The organism is Mycobacterium angelicum (assembly GCF_002086155.1).
Lineage (GTDB): Bacteria > Actinomycetota > Actinomycetes > Mycobacteriales > Mycobacteriaceae > Mycobacterium > Mycobacterium angelicum.
Genome location: NZ_MVHE01000007.1, coordinates 84,714 through 98,386, shown reverse-complemented (window position 1 = coordinate 98,386; position 13,673 = coordinate 84,714). Strand labels below are relative to the sequence as shown.

Here is a 13,673-nt window from a genome sequence, read left to right as displayed (position 1 = left end):
TCATCACGTCGATCGTAGGCTGTCCGTCATGACCTCTGGCCGTCTGTTGCTGGGCGCAACCCCGTTGGGTCAGCCGTCGGATGCCTCGCCCCGGCTGATCGAAGCGCTGGCCAGCGCCGATGTGGTGGCTGCCGAAGACACCCGGCGGGTGCGGACGTTGGCCAAGGCGCTCGACGTCACGATCGGGGGCCGGGTGGTCAGCCTGTTCGACCGGGTCGAGGCGTCCCGGGCGGCCGCGCTGGTCGACGCGATGGCCGCCGGAGCGACCGTGCTGGTGGTCAGTGACGCCGGGATGCCGGTGATCAGCGACCCGGGCTATCGGCTGGTGGCGGCATGCGTCGAGGCCGGCCTGCCGGTGCATTGCCTGCCCGGGCCGTCGGCGGTGATCACTGCGCTGGTGGTGTCGGGTCTGCCGGCCGACAAGTTCTGCTTTGAGGGCTTTGCCCCGCGCAAGAGCTCGGCGCGCCGAACGTGGCTTGCTTCGCTGGCCGACGAGCGGCGCACCTGCGTGTTCTTCGAATCACCGCGCCGGCTGGCCGCATGTTTGCGCGATGCGGTCGAGCAACTGGGCGGGGCGCGCCAGGCCGCGATCTGCCGGGAGTTGACGAAGGTGCACGAGGAAGTGGTGCGTGGATCGCTGGGCGAGCTGGCCGCCTGGGCGGACGGCGGCGTGCTCGGCGAGATCACCGTGGTGCTGGCCGGTGCGACTCCGAGCGCCGATGTGGCATCGCTGATAGACCAGGTCGAGGATCTCGTCGCGGCCGGCGTTCGTATCAAGGACGCCTGCAGTGAGGTGGCCGCGGCGCACGCGGGGGTGCGCTCGCGCCAGCTCTACGACGCGGTGCTCCAATCACGCCGGGAGGCCGGCGAACCGGAACAACCGTAGGTTACCCGCACAAGGGCGCGATCGGACCGATCGCCGGTGTGCAGCCGTGGATCGCCGGCGGTCCGGGCAAGCCAGGCGGCAGGCCGGGCAGACCGGCCGGCAGCGCCGGCAGACCCGGCAGACCAGCGGGCAGACCCGGCAAGCCGGCCGGCACGCCAGCGGGCAGACCCAGCAGACCAGCGGGCAGACCCGGCAGGCCGGCCGGCAGACCAGCGGGCAGGCCCGGAATGGCACCCGACGCGAGCAGTCCCGGGATCATCGCGGCGATGGCCGCTGGATCCGCCGGGAGACCGGCCGCGGCCAGCATTCCCGGCAGTGCGGCAGCCAGCGCCATCGGGTCCACACCCGCGGGCAGACCCGGGATACCGGCCGGCAGACCCGGCAGGCCCTGCAGCGTCGGCAGCACGGCGGCCAGCTGCGGCAGGCTGCCGGCGGCCAGCGCGACCAAATCCTGCGGCGACATTCCCGGCAGACTCGGCAAACCGATACCCGGAAGAGCGGCGGCGGCCATGCTGATCAGACCCTCCGCTGACGCGCCCGGCAGACCCGGCAGGCCGATGCTGGGCAGGCCACCCGTCCCCAGCAGCCCGACCAGGCTGGCCGGTGACAACCCGGGGATGGACGGCAGACCAGGCAGGCCCAGGCCCGGCAGGTTCACCGCCGGTAGCGCCTTGGACACGGGCAGCAGCAGCGAGCTGACGGTGTTCACCGCGCCGTTCACGGCGTTTGACGCCGCGGGCAGGATGCCCGAGGACTGCAGTGTGTTGTAGGCGAGCACGACATAGGTGACGGCCAGTGCGGTGGTGCTGATGGTGCCGGAGATGGTGTTTCCGACGCCCAGGACGCCGTTGACGACGGCGGTGGCCGCGTTCACGCCCTGCGGGATGCTGGCCAGGCCGGCGACCTCGGGAACGCCGGGAATGCCGATCCCCGGGATGCCGACGCCGGGGATGCCGATGTCGGGCACTCCCGGTGGCAGCGCGGGCAGGGCGGCCGCAGGTGGCACGGCTACCGGGCCGGCGTCGGAGATGCCGGGCAGCATGCTGGCGCCACCGGGGTTGGTAGCCACACCCGGGACGGCGCGGGCCGCTGCCGGCTCTGGCGGCGCCGCTGCCATGGCCGGCGCGATGGTCGGTGCCGGCGGCTCGACGGCCGCGGGAACCTGGCGGGCGGGTGCCGCCGGAGCGGCCTTGCCGGACCCCGGCATCAGCACCGAAGCCAACCGATCACATTGCTGACCTGCCGAGCATCCCCCTGGGTTCGGCGAGTTCATCTGCCCGGACAGCGTCAACGGTGCAACCGCCAGCGTCGCCCCTACTGCGGCGGCAGCCGCAACCCCAACGACGGCGACTCTCATGAAAAGACCCCTCTCCCAATCTCCACGCGCGATCCCCTCGGGTCGATTATTGGAGCTTAGGCACGGTTGGCCGCTCGTGTGGGCGTTATGGCGAAATTCGACCGCCCGGTCCGTGGGCTCGAGTTTGCTGGGGTCAGCCCACCCGGGTCGCGTTCGGCGCTGCCGGGAGCCCGACGACCGGAGCCGCCTTGTGTAGGCATTCCTCCCATTCGGCGTCGGGGTCGGAATCGGCCGTGATTCCGCCGCCGACGCCCAGCACGGCAGTGCCCAAGGCGTCGAACTCGACGGTCCGGATCGCGACATTGAGCTCACACCCGGCGATTGGCGATGCCAAACCGACTGTGCCGCAGTATATTCCACGCCTATGCTGTTCCCATGTCGAAATCAGTTGGCGGGCACGAAGTTTCGGAGTTCCGGTGACGGATGCCGGCGGGAAGGCGGCATCCAGCAGCGCCGAGGTCGGCAATTCGATAGGAACGCGCGCCGACACCGTGGACACCAGGTGCCACACCCCGGGCGCGCGCCGCACCACCAACAGCTCGGGCACCGTGACCGTGCCGGTAATCGCCACGCGCCCAAGGTCATTGCGAACCAAGTCCACGATCATGATGTTCTCGGCCACTTCTTTGGGTGAAGCGCGCAGCGCCGACGGCCAGGCGTCCAGTGGCAGCGTTCCCTTGATGGGGCTGGACGCCACGACGTCGCCGCGGCGGCGCAGGAAAAGCTCCGGCGACAGTGAGGCCACCGCGCCCCAGTCGCCGGCGACGAAGGCCGCCCGCGCCGGCGTGGTGCGCGCGATTCCGTCGATGAAGAAGTCCAGCGGTGAGCCGTTGACCGTGCCGGTGAATTGGGTGCACACGCACGCTTGGTACACCTCGCCGGCGGCTATGGCTTCCAGGCAGGCCAGCACCCCGTCGCGGTGTGCTGGCCGGTCGGCGGGCGCCCAATTAATTCGGCACGCGGGTGCCGATCTAGGCGGCTGGGCCGGAATCGGGGCCGGCGTTGCGGCCAGCGCGCTGGCCAGCCAGTCCGGCATCGCGGCACCCGAGAGGCTCTCGTGGAACCACTGCCCGTCGCGGTCGCGGCGCAGCACGCAATCGGTCCAGCCACCTGCGGCTTCGGGGATCCGGCCGGGTTGTCCGTCGGCGCCGGGGTCCGGGTAGGACAGATAGCCGATCCAGCCGCCCCCCACCTCGCTGAACCCGGGCGCCGTGCTCGCCGGCGAGACCGCCGCGCTAGTGGCGAATGCATCGCTGACCTGCACCGGGCGCACCGCGACGCTCGGGGCGATCACCGCCAGCGCTCCGAACCATTCACCGGTCAATGCGGCCGGGGGCGGCAAACCCAGCCGGGCGGTGGCATAGCCGACCGCGCGCAGCACTTGGGGTGCCTCGCCAAGATTGCCGAGCCGGTCGATACGCACCGCCTTAGCTTGACAGAACGGTGGATCTTCGCACGCCAGGGACTGGTTTAGCTGCGGCTGATCTCGCGCGCGGTGGCCAGGGCCGCCAACTTGTCGGGGTTACGCATCACGTAGAAGTTGGTGATCTTGTCGCCGGCGATCTCCAGAGTGATCACTCCCAAGAGGTGCTTGCCGAGGTACAGCAACACCGCCGGGGCGCTGTTGCAGGTCACCATCTCGACGTTCAGTTCGGCCCCCGCCTTGCGCATCAGCCCGGCGATGGCCCGCGCCACCCGCTCGGCGCCTACCACCGGCTTGCGTGCCGCGCTGACCTTGCCGCCACTGTCGGCCATCCAGGTTGCGTCGGGTGCCAGCATCGCCATCAGCGACTCCACGTCACCGCTGGCCGCGGTGGCCAGGAACTGCGCGGTGATCTGCGCGCTGCGTTGCGGGTCGACGTCGTCGAATCTCTTGCGCCGCGCCCGTACGTGTTCCCGGGCGCGATGGGCGACCTGTCGCACCGTGGCGGCCGGCTTGCCCACCGCCTCGGAAATCTCGCCGTAGTCGAAGCCGAACACCTCGCGCAGCACGAACACCGCTCGCTCGTCGGGACTCAGGGTCTCCAGCAGGACCAGCATCGCCATCGAAACCGATTCCGCCAGCACAACATCGGCCGACGGGTCCTGCTCGTCGAGCAATAGCGGCTCGGGCAGCCAGGGACCCACGTAGTCCTCGCGGCGGCGGGCCCCGGCCCGCAACGCGTTGAGCGCCTGCCGGGTAACCAGTTGCGCCAGGTAGGACTTGGTGTCCTGCACGGTCGACAGGTCCACGGCCGCCCACCTCAAGTAGCTGTCCTGCAGTACATCGTCGGATTCGGTTGCCGAGCCCAGGATTTCGTAGGAGATGGTGAACAGCAGCGGGCGCAGCAGGGTGAACCGTTCGGCGTGCTCTTCGGTTGCCCCCGACATTCCGGTCATCGCAGCGCGACCTGCTGCTCGGTGGGCAGCTGCGCGGGCCGCTTGCCGCCCCGGAACCAGAAGTAGGAGCCGGGCTTGGCCGCTTCGTGCCGGATGGACCACACCGTGCCCTTGCAGACCGCTTCCTTGATGGAAGCCGCCACCCGGCCGCCGATGTAGGCGTTGATCGGGGTGTCGTCGGAGCGTGCCAGCTGGACGGTGGCATACGAGCGGCCCAGGCTGATGCACTGTCCGACGAAGGCCTGGCTGATGGCCGCCGGGGTGTCGCCGGCGATGCGGCTGAGCACGGTGTTGGCGGCCTGGGCTCCCAGCGGCCCGGCGGCTTGGCAGCTCATCCGCAGCGGCTGGCCGGACGGCGCGACGGCATCGCCCGCGCCGATGATGCGCTGGTCGCCGATGCTGGTCAGGGTTTCGTCGGTGAGCAGCCGGCCCAGGGCGTCGGTGCGCAGCCCGCTGCGGGCGGCCAGATCCGGTACCCCGAACCCGGCGGTCCACACCGTGGCCGCGCTGGGCAGCGCGGTGCCGTCAGCCAGCACCACCGCATCCCACCGCACTTCGGTGACCGCCGCGGATTCCAGCACGTCCACCCCGAGTTTGCGCAGCTGCTTGCCTACCGAACGCCGGCCCCGCCTGCTCAGCGACGGACCCAAGACGCTGCCGCACACCAGGGTGACCGGGCGGCCCAGCTGGGCGAATTCGGCAGCCGCCTCGATACCGGTCAGGCCGCCGCCGACGACGATGATGGGCGCGTCGGCGGGCAAATCGGCCAGCGCATAACGCAGCCGCTGCGTGCTGTCCAGATCGGCGACCGAAAAGGCGTATTCGGCGGCGCCGGGCACTGCCGGCGTCGCACCGCTGCTGCCCACCGCATAGATGAGGTAGTCGTAGCTCAATTCCGCACCCGATGCCAGCACCACGGTGCGCGCGGCGGCGTCGATGCGGTCGACGGTCTCGACGACCAGCTCGATGCCTTCGCCGAGCAGGGTCGGGTATTCGACGGTGGCGGTCCCGGAGCCGGCGGCCAACTGGTGCAGGCGGATCCGTTCGACGAAGACCGGACGAGCGTTGACCAGGGTGATGTCCACGTCGTCGCGCAGGCGCAGGTGGTTGGCGGCGACGGTGCCGGCGTATCCGCCACCCACGACGATGACGTGCGTCCGTTGACCAGTCATGGCTATCTCTCCCTCTTGTTGTGGTTGGTGCGGTACCTGAAAACGGTTGTGACCTCCAGACACCGCGGACCGGTCGGGCGTGACAGTTCCGGTGCGATTGTGAGCCGGATCACGCTGCGTGTCGCAAAGCAGGAACGCCGGGGTGAAACGGTTTGGGCGGCGGCCCAATGGCCGCCGGTGCTACCCTTCTCTCACGAATATCGAAGCGTGACCTGCGCCATTCGGGGTTCAGTACCCCATAATTGGGCCAGTCGCCCATCTTTTTTGATACGTGTACACACACCGGAGGTCGGAGTTGCCGCGCAGCTTGGACCTCGTCGTCACCTCGGTAGCCACTCAGCTCATGGAGGCCACCGCATCCACCGCTACTAAGGTGAGCGAGAAGGTACTCGCGCAGCTCGTTGAGCAGTTCGATGTGGACGCGAGTTTCCTGCGTCACCACGACCACGAGATCCGGGCTTCGATTCTGGTCGCCGAATGGCCACCGCGAACCGACATTCCGGATCCCGACCCGCACGCCGTCGTGCACTTCACCAGCGCCGACCCGGTGCTGGCCCAATGCGAGCACGGCAGAAAGCCGGTGGTGATCCGGCCGGATCAGAGCAACCGGTCGCTGCAGCGCTGGATGGGCGGCGGCAGGCAGGCGGCAGCACCGCCCTCGGTCGCGGCCGCACCGCTGGTGTCCGGGGAGATGACCACCGGCGTACTCGTCTTCGTCAAGTTCGGCGCCAGGAAGTGGAAGCAAGAAGAGATCAACACCCTCGAGGCGGTCGCCGCCTTGTTCGCCCAGCTGCAAGCCCGTATTGCCGCCGAGGAGAAGCTGCGCTACCTGGCCGAGCACGACGACCTGACCGGCCTGTACAACCGTCGCGCGCTGGTCGCTCATCTTTCCGAGCGACTGGCCGTCGGCCAGTCGGGACCCGTCACCGTTCTGTACCTGGATCTGGACCGGCTGAAGTCGATCAACGACTATCTCGGCCATACCGCCGGCGACTGGTTCATCCGGGTGTTCGCGCAACGATTGCGGGTATGCGCCGGACCGCAGAGCATGATCGCCCGCCTGGGCGGCGACGAGTTCGTCGTCATTCCGGAGCAGGCGATGTCGAGCGGCACCGCCGAGGCGTTCGCCCGCCGTCTCGGCACGATGCTGCGCGAACGCCTGGCGATCGGGGGCCATCAGATCACCCGCACGGTCAGCATCGGGGTGGCGGTGGGCATGCCGGGTCGCGACAACAGCACTGACCTGCTGCGCCGCGCCGACGAGGCGGTGCTGACGGCCAAGCGCGCCGGCGGCAACCAGGTCGCGATCTCCACCGACGACATGTCGCTGAAGAGTGCCTTCCGCAACGACATTGAGCTGCATCTGCAGGGCGACATCGACAGCGAGGCGCTGCTGCTGCACTATCTGCCCGAGGTCGACCTGTGGACCGGGGCGATCGTGGCCGCCGAGGCGCTGGTCCGCTGGCGGCACCCGATTTGGGGTCTGCTGCTGCCGGATTCGTTCATCGGGGTCGCCGAATCGACGAACCTGGCCGGCGAACTCGGCCGCTGGGTGATGCGAAGCGCGTGTGCCGAATTCAGCCGGTGGCGAGCCAACGGCGTGGGACAGAGCGCGATCCTGCGGATCAATGTGTCGCCGGTTCAATTGATTACGCGCGGCTTTGTCCGCAGCGTCGCCGACACCATCGAGGAGTTCGGCATTGACGGCGGATCGGTATGCCTCGAAATCACCGAGCGCGCAGTGGTGCACGACATCGAGGCCACTCGCAAAACTCTTTCGGAACTAAAAGAGGTCGGGGTCCAGATCGCCATCGACGACTTTGGCACCGGTTATGCCGTGTTGTCGCACCTGAAGTCGTTGCCGGTCGACATGCTCAAAATCGACACCGGCTTCGTGCGCGATCTGGGTACCAACGCCGGCGACCTGGCGATCGTTCGCGCCATCATCGGCCTGGCCGAGGCGTTCGGCCTGCAGCTGGTTGCCGAAGGTGTTGAAACACCGGCCGCCGCACTGACTTTGATGCAACATGGGTGCCACCGTGCGCAAGGATTCTTGCTGTCGCGCCCTGTCCCGGGCAACGCCATGGAGGCGTTGCTGTCCGCGCGCTGGATGCCGATGCCGTTCCTCGCCGACCGCGAGGCGCTGACGCTCGGTGCCATCTAGCTCTAGGTGAGAGTGGTTCGAACAATTAGGAAACACGTCCTTGTCGTTGTCGCGTGCGCGGTCCTGCTGCTGGGTGGACTACTCGGTGGGCTGATCGGGTGCAGCCGCAACCAAACCCCGGCCGGCCCGTTGACCGCGATGGTCAGTCCGGCCATCCCGGCGGCCGCCCAGGAGATCCCGAATCCGCTACGCGGACAATACGAATACCAGATGCAGCCGCTTTTCCCGCAGGGCGCCCGGGTGCAGCAGCGCTACCCCGCGTGGCCCGCCTCCTATGACGCCAGCTTGCGTTTTTCGTGGCGGCAGTTGCAGCCCACCGATCCGCACTCCCTGCCGCCGGATGCTCCCGACGACCGCAAGTACGACTTCAGCGCGATCGACGACGCACTGAACAAGCTCGCCGAGCGCGGCATGCGGTTGACGCTGCGGGTGTACGCCTACAGCTCATGCTGTAGCTCTTCGTATCCGGACAACACCAACATCGCGATTCCGGACTGGGAGCGCGCAATTCCCGGCACCAACACCGCCTACCCCGGGCCGGCGAACGGTGCTGGCGCCGGGGTGACTCAGGTGGTGCCCAACTTCAACGACCCGACCTATCTCAACGACTTCGGGCAGCTGCTGGCCGCGCTCGGGCGCCGCTACGACGGTGACGAGCGGCTCAGCGTGTTCGAGTTCTCCGGGTACGGCGACGCGAGCGAAAATCAGCTCGGCTATCTGCGCGACTCGCTCAACGCTGCCGGCCCCGGGCCGGACGAAAGTGAAAAGGCCCTGGGGTATTACAGCCAGTTCCGGGACCAGACCATCACCACCGCGTCGGTTCAGCAGCTGGTCGCCGCCAACGTCGGCGCCTTCGGCCACACCCAATTGGTCGTCGCCCCCAACAACCCGGAAGTAGTGCGCGAACTACTCGCCGACGACGTGACGAAGAAACTGGCCGCGCCCGTCGGCATCAGCGCGGACTGCCTGGGGGTCGCTGCACCGTTGCCGCCGTGGGCCGAATCCAGCAGTTCGCATTACGTGCAGACCAACGACGCACTCGTCGGCGCGCTGCGCCAGCGGCTCACCACAGCCCCGGTGATGAGCCAGTGGTGCGAATTGCCCAGCGGGACAACGCCGGAGGCCTACTACAAGAAGGCGCTGCACGACGTCCTGAGGTATCACGTCTCGATGACGTCGAGCGTCAACTTTCCGGCCCAGAACGCCACCTCGCAGATGGACCCCAAGCTGTACGTGCTGTGGGCACAAGCCAACGCGACCTCCGGTTACCGATACTCGGTGGAAGCGCGTCCCGGGTCCCAGGCGCTACAGGACAAGGTGGCCACGATATCGGTCACCTGGACCAACTACGGCGCGGCGGCCGCTACCGAGAAATGGGTCCCTGGCTACCGGTTGGTGGACTTCACCGGGCAGGCGATTCGGACGCTGCCCTCCACCGCGGACCTCAAGAGTTTGGTCCCCGACACCTCCAGCAGCACCGACCAGCCACCGCCGGCGTCGGCCACCGAGACGGTCCGGGTTGATCTGAAGGGCTTACCGCCGGGCCACTACACGCTGCGGGCCGCGATCGATTGGCAACAGCACAAACCAAACGGCTCGCACGCGGTGAACTATCCGCCGATGCTGTTGGCCCGCGACGGGCGCGATGACTCCGGGTTCTATCCCATTGCCACACTGGACATTCCGCGTGATGACCAGACGGTAGCCGGCAGTTGACGACTGACGGCAAATGCATACTTTTGAAACGGAAATCGACGGCTAGCCAACCGCAAGTATTTCCAGACGCGGTGTGCGGCACCACAGCATGGAACGCTGCAGGTCGAGGCGCAGGGCTGATAATCTCAGATGCTGCGCCCGCTGCAATCCGTCGAACCGGCGGAGACACCCGGTGAATGCTCAATACCTGTCCTGCTGGAGGAAGGCATCGCGAACGTGAAGGCGATCGTCTCGACCAACGGTACCGGCCTCCCTCGTGTCGCCGATGGTCCCCGACGCATTGCTCGATCGATGCCATGAGTCCTTCGAGTCAGGTGACGACCGATTCGCCCGACGGGCGAGCAGACACTACCCGGAACCAGATCCTGCGCGCGGCAGCCCACCAATTCTCCGGCAAGCCCTACTACGCGGTCGGACTCGACGACATCCTCGCCGAGGCCGAATTGACCAAGGGCGCAATGTATTTCCACTTCCGCTCCAAGCACGCGCTGGCCGTCGCGATCATCGAACAACACATCGTCGCCGGCCGCTCAGCTGTCGAAGAACTACTCGCCAAGCAGCTTTCGGGCCTGGAGACGCTCATTGACTTCTGCTACATCACGGCCGTTCAGGACATCACCCAGAACATGTCGAGGGCGGCGTCGAATTTGCTCGGGTCGGTGGGGTCCACCGGCGGGCTGCGGGAGAGATTGCTGGGCGCGTGGATCGAATCCCTTGCCGAGGTGGTCGAGCGTGCCATCGCCGAGGGCGATGTCGCCGAAGGATGTGCGCCCGAGGATGTCGGACGGCTGGTCGCTTCCATGTATATGGGGTTGCGGCAAACCAGCGATCTGGACGATCCCGCACGCTTTCTCCAGGACCTGGAAAAGTGCTGGGCACTGCTGCTGGGCGGCCTCCTGCAGCCCGGCCGAAGCGATTACTTCCGGCAATTCATCAGGCGGCGTACCGCGCTGGCGATCAGCTCCGCCTCGCCCAAGGCGGCGCAGTGACTGTTAGGCTCACGCTCTGACCAGGAAATATGAGACGCGGAGGTTGGAGAGCCTAAGCGGATCGACGGCACTGTCGGAGGTGCAGCAAAGATGGCGCGCCAAGTTCGATCCGAGCTGACCCGACGAAAGATTCTCGACGCCGCGATCGACGTGTTCAGCGAAGTCGGGTACGCCGCGGCCAGCTGGGGCACGATCATCGAGCGGACCGGCATGACGAAGGGTGCGCTGTACCACCACTTCGATTCCAAGGAAGCGCTGGCTTCCGACATCATCGACGAAGGCTCCGAGGTATTGATCGGAGCCTTTCACAGTGTCTGTGGTTCGGCCTCGCCCGCCCTGGAGAACATGATCCACGGTACTTTTGCGATCGCCAACATACTCATTGCGGACAAGACGGCCCGCGCCGCCGAGCAACTGACTGCTGCCTTAAGCGGATTCAATGATGCGGCAGCCCGCTCCTGCGCAAGATGGGTGGACACGATGGCCGCCCAGGCCCGCCGGGCCGTCACCGAGGCTGACCTGCGTGAAGACGTCGATCCGGACGTGGTCAGTGCATCGATCGTGGGCGCCATGTTAGGTACGCGATTGTTGTCCATCTCGATGTCTGGGACCCGCAGCGGCGACGGACTGTCCGACGACCTCAGCGCGCGATTGAGTCAGATCTGGGGCCTGCTGCTCCCCGGTATCGTCGCTGACGCATCGCTGCCGTATTTCCGGCAATTCCTGGACCGCGAAGCGTTGCGCCATGCCCGTGCGTCGATTGCGGGCGGCGATGCCCACCGGTAGCTGAAAGGCTAGCGCCGGTTGGATACCGCGGGAATGAGAACGACCCGGCCGCCGAACTGATGGTTTGCCTGGGCTAGCCGCCGTCTTCCCAGAGCTGCTCGGTCAGATCCTGGAACGTCGCCAACGCAAAGCGGTCGTCGGCGCGCCGCACCGCCGACCTGCTCATCAGCGCGCGCACCACCGAGCCGTCCTTGTGTGCCAGTTCGACGACCTCGTTGGCAAGCGCGTGGACGAATGAGAGCAGCGACGATTCCGAGGCCGGGGCCTGATGGAAGATCTGATGGAACCGCAGCGACAGCACCTCTTCGGGTTCGCAGCCGACCATCGCGGCGAACGCGGAGTTGGTGAACAAGATGCTGCCGTCGTGCCCGATGGCCAGGACGGGGACCGGAATTCTTTCCAGGACAACCAGCGCCGGCAACTGCTTCAAGGTGGTCATCGGCGATTGGCTGGGCTGCCGATTTCGTCGTCGCTCCACAGCCCGATTATGGCCTATAACACAGACCCGCCTACCGGAATCGCTTATTTGGCGCTCGCCAGCAGCTCTCGGTGCGGGGTGCGGCGCGTTCTTGAACGGTATCGCAGCAGTGTTTTCAACACCATCGAATCTGCTTGATGGACAACCAGACTGGCGGCTAGTCGGGTGCCTGGTAGCGGGGAAACACGCCGGTCGGCGAGGGCAGCGCAGTGCCCGGAACAATTCGTTGACTCAGCGCAACGAATGACCGTTGGTCAGCGGGCTGGCCGAGCAGATCGAGCAGCTTTGCGGCCGACTCCGGCATAACCGGCTGCACCAGCAGCGCGGCGATGCGGACCGCCTCGCAGGTGGTGTAGAGCACGGTGCGGAACCTGATCTGGTCGGCCTCGGACTCGCTCTTGCGCAACACCCACGGCTGCTCGGCCGAAAAGTACTTGTTCGCGTCGCCCAGCATCAGCCAAATCGCCTCTAGGGCCAGATGCATCGCTTGGGTCTCGAAGTTGGCGCGCACCCGCTCCAGCAAGGCGTCGGCTGTGCTGAGCAGGGCCGTGTCGGCCTCGGTGAATTCGCCGGGTTCGGGCACCACCGCGCCCAGGTTCTTGTTCACCATCGACAACGACCGCTGGGCCAGGTTGCCCAGTTCGTTGGCGAGGTCGGTGTTGATCCGGGTGATGATGGCGTCGTCGCTGTAGTTGCCGTCCTGGCCGAACGGGACCTCGCGCAGCAGGAAGTACCGCACCTGGTCCACGCCGAACGTCTCGACCAGCGCAACAGGGTCGACGGTGTTGCCCACCGACTTGCTCATCTTCTCGCCGCGGTTGTGCAGGAAGCCGTGTGCGAAAACCCTGCGGGGCAACTCGATTCCAGCTGACATCAAGAACGCCGGCCAGTAGACGGCGTGAAACCTGATGATGTCCTTGCCGATCATGTGCAGATCGGCGGGCCAGTAGCGGCGGAATAAATCCGAGTCGGTGTCGGGGTAACCGGCCCCGGTCAGGTAGTTGGTGAGCGCATCGACCCACACGTACATGACGTGATCGGAATGCTCGGGTACCTGCACTCCCCAGTCGAATGAGGTACGGGATATCGACAGATCGTCCAGTCCGCCGGAGACGAAGCTGACGACCTCGTTTCGCCGCGCTTCCGGAGCGATGAAGTCGGGGTTGTTTTTGTAGTGGGCCAGCAGCTTGTCGGTATACGCCGAAAGCCGGAAGAAATAGGTCTGCTCCTCGGTCCAGGTCACCGGGGTGCCGGTCTCCATCGCGATCCGGGTGCCGTCTTCGCGGAGTTGGGTCTCGGATTCGACGAAGAACCGCTCGTCGCGCACCGAATACCAGCCGGCGTAGTTGTCCAGGTAGATATCGCCGGCCGCCGCCATGCGCCGCCAGATGTCCTTGGACGCTTCGTGGTGGTCGGCGTCGGTGGTGCGGATGAAACGGTCGAAGGAGATGTTGAGCACTTTCTGCATGCGCTCGAACACATCGGAATTGCGCCGGGCATGTTCGGCGGTCGGGACGCCCGCGGCCGTTGCCGCTTGGGCGACCTTGAGGCCGTGCTCGTCGGTTCCGGTCAAAAAGCGCACGTCGAAGCCGTCGAGCCGCTTGAACCGGGCAATCGCGTCGGTGGCGATGTATTCGTAGGCGTGACCCACGTGCGGCGCCGCGTTGGGATACGCGATCGCGGTGGTGACGTAATAGGGCTGCAGAGCGTTCATTGGGATCCCACCTTATGGGGTCGACCTATTGT

11 protein-coding genes are annotated in these 13,673 nt (G+C 66.8%); 5 read left to right on the top strand and 6 right to left on the bottom strand.

The features are described from left to right. The first annotated feature begins 28 nt into the window (after nt 1–28). Nucleotides 29–886 carry a 16S rRNA (cytidine(1402)-2'-O)-methyltransferase gene (rsmI, locus tag BST12_RS07435; protein WP_083112464.1) on the top strand — a complete coding sequence of 286 codons (858 nt, stop codon included), beginning with the start codon at nt 29–31 and terminating at the stop codon, nt 884–886. 1 nt (nt 887) lies between these two features. Here rsmI and BST12_RS07430 read toward each other — a convergent pair whose 3' ends face one another. From BST12_RS07430 to BST12_RS07415, 4 genes are all read right to left on the bottom strand, one after another. Then, entirely contained in the window at nt 888–2,243 is a 1,356-nt protein-coding gene (locus BST12_RS07430; protein ID WP_083112463.1) for an NEL-type E3 ubiquitin ligase domain-containing protein, read from the bottom strand. A 133-nt stretch (nt 2,244–2,376) separates the two neighbouring features. Continuing rightward, nucleotides 2,377–3,666, bottom strand: coding sequence for an aminodeoxychorismate synthase component I (locus tag BST12_RS07425; protein WP_083112462.1), 1,290 nt, complete (start codon nt 3,664–3,666; stop codon nt 2,377–2,379). A gap of 47 nt (nt 3,667–3,713) precedes the next feature. After that, a complete protein-coding gene (locus tag BST12_RS07420; protein WP_139801534.1) occupies nt 3,714–4,613 on the bottom strand; it encodes an RNA polymerase sigma-70 factor in 900 nt (299 codons plus the stop codon). A gap of 5 nt (nt 4,614–4,618) precedes the next feature. Next, the gene (locus BST12_RS07415; RefSeq protein ID WP_083112460.1) at nt 4,619–5,794 is read right to left on the bottom strand and encodes an NAD(P)/FAD-dependent oxidoreductase; all 1,176 of its coding nucleotides are present in this window, start codon (nt 5,792–5,794) and stop codon (nt 4,619–4,621) included. Nucleotides 5,795–6,089: 295 nt separating this feature from the next. Between BST12_RS07415 and BST12_RS07410 the strand changes: the two genes are divergently transcribed. From BST12_RS07410 to BST12_RS07395, 4 genes are all read left to right on the top strand, one after another. Further along, nucleotides 6,090–7,958, top strand: coding sequence for a putative bifunctional diguanylate cyclase/phosphodiesterase (locus BST12_RS07410; protein WP_083112459.1), 1,869 nt, complete (start codon nt 6,090–6,092; stop codon nt 7,956–7,958). A gap of 12 nt (nt 7,959–7,970) precedes the next feature. Continuing rightward, nucleotides 7,971–9,674: a hypothetical protein gene (locus tag BST12_RS07405; protein WP_083112458.1), complete on the top strand. Its 1,704-nt coding sequence runs from the start codon at nt 7,971–7,973 to the stop codon at nt 9,672–9,674. A 314-nt stretch (nt 9,675–9,988) separates the two neighbouring features. Then, on the top strand, nt 9,989–10,663 hold the full coding sequence (locus BST12_RS07400; protein ID WP_083112457.1) for a TetR/AcrR family transcriptional regulator: 675 nt from the start codon (nt 9,989–9,991) through the stop codon (nt 10,661–10,663). Nucleotides 10,664–10,753: 90 nt separating this feature from the next. Next, nucleotides 10,754–11,449 (top strand): TetR/AcrR family transcriptional regulator, encoded by a 696-nt coding sequence (locus tag BST12_RS07395; protein WP_083112456.1) that lies wholly within the window; start codon nt 10,754–10,756, stop codon nt 11,447–11,449. 73 nt (nt 11,450–11,522) lie between these two features. On the opposite strand, the gene BST12_RS07390 is transcribed toward BST12_RS07395, so the two are convergent. Beyond that, nucleotides 11,523–11,888, bottom strand: coding sequence for a PAS domain S-box protein (locus BST12_RS07390; RefSeq protein WP_083112455.1), 366 nt, complete (start codon nt 11,886–11,888; stop codon nt 11,523–11,525). Between the two features lie 196 nt (nt 11,889–12,084). Next, nucleotides 12,085–13,632, bottom strand: a complete 1,548-nt coding sequence (gene metG, locus BST12_RS07385) for a methionine--tRNA ligase (RefSeq protein WP_083112544.1) — start codon at nt 13,630–13,632, stop codon at nt 12,085–12,087. Nucleotides 13,633–13,673 lie beyond the last annotated feature (41 nt).

What these genes read in the sequence shown, in the direction of transcription:
- rsmI (WP_083112464.1), top strand. Translation starts at nt 29, where the DNA reads ATGACCTCTGGCCGTCTGTTGCTGGGCGCAACCCCGTTGGGTCAGCCG.
- BST12_RS07430 (WP_083112463.1), bottom strand. Translation starts at nt 2,243, where the DNA reads ATGAGAGTCGCCGTCGTTGGGGTTGCGGCTGCCGCCGCAGTAGGGGCG.
- BST12_RS07420 (WP_139801534.1), bottom strand. Translation starts at nt 4,613, where the DNA reads ATGTCGGGGGCAACCGAAGAGCACGCCGAACGGTTCACCCTGCTGCGC.
- BST12_RS07415 (WP_083112460.1), bottom strand. Translation starts at nt 5,794, where the DNA reads ATGACTGGTCAACGGACGCACGTCATCGTCGTGGGTGGCGGATACGCC.
- BST12_RS07395 (WP_083112456.1), top strand. Translation starts at nt 10,754, where the DNA reads ATGGCGCGCCAAGTTCGATCCGAGCTGACCCGACGAAAGATTCTCGAC.
- BST12_RS07390 (WP_083112455.1), bottom strand. Translation starts at nt 11,888, where the DNA reads ATGACCACCTTGAAGCAGTTGCCGGCGCTGGTTGTCCTGGAAAGAATT.